General features: G+C 57.4%; 1 pseudogene. It reads left to right on the forward strand.

From position 1 onward, the window contains the following. Nucleotides 1-268 (forward strand): annotated as a pseudogene (locus NW837_RS14615) (serine/threonine protein kinase); the annotation flags it as partial. Nucleotides 269-505 lie beyond the last annotated feature (237 nt).

A 505-nucleotide genomic window follows, 5' to 3' on the forward strand; every position in this document is an offset into this window, starting at 1 on the left:
CGGTTTGCTGGTGGGGGTTGGCGTCGGTGGGCTGCAATGGGCCTTGTGGTCTCAGGGCTGGAAAGGTGGCCGGGCTTGGCTCTTGGCGGCAGTTGCCGAAGGGGCAGGATCGGCTCTGTTGATGGGCTGGCTGCTGGCCAATACTACCTTGAACAGTTGGCTGCTGCTGATCGTGGGGCTACTGGCCAACACGCGCCCCCTCAGCGCAATGGTGCTTTTGAATTTGCGCCGGATCCCTACTGTTCAAAATCAACAACAAGCCCCTTAGCCCACAGGGATCCCATCTGAGTTCTCTCTCTCAAGAAGAGGGAAGGACAGGAATCAAAACCGCTCATTATTTTTCTCACGATTTTTCTCACGGTTACCGGGGAGCGCCGTGAGATCCCCAGCTCAGAGCTACGCGACTGGTTGTAGGGAGTAGGGTCGTTTGAGCTAGTAAACTACCCGACTCCGACCGCTAAAGCGGTACGGAGCGGGCTTTCAGTAGCCCTGAGCCTGCTCTGCT

Source organism: Synechococcus sp. R6-10 (genome assembly GCF_047461815.1).
GTDB lineage: Bacteria > Cyanobacteriota > Cyanobacteriia > Thermostichales > Thermostichaceae > Thermostichus.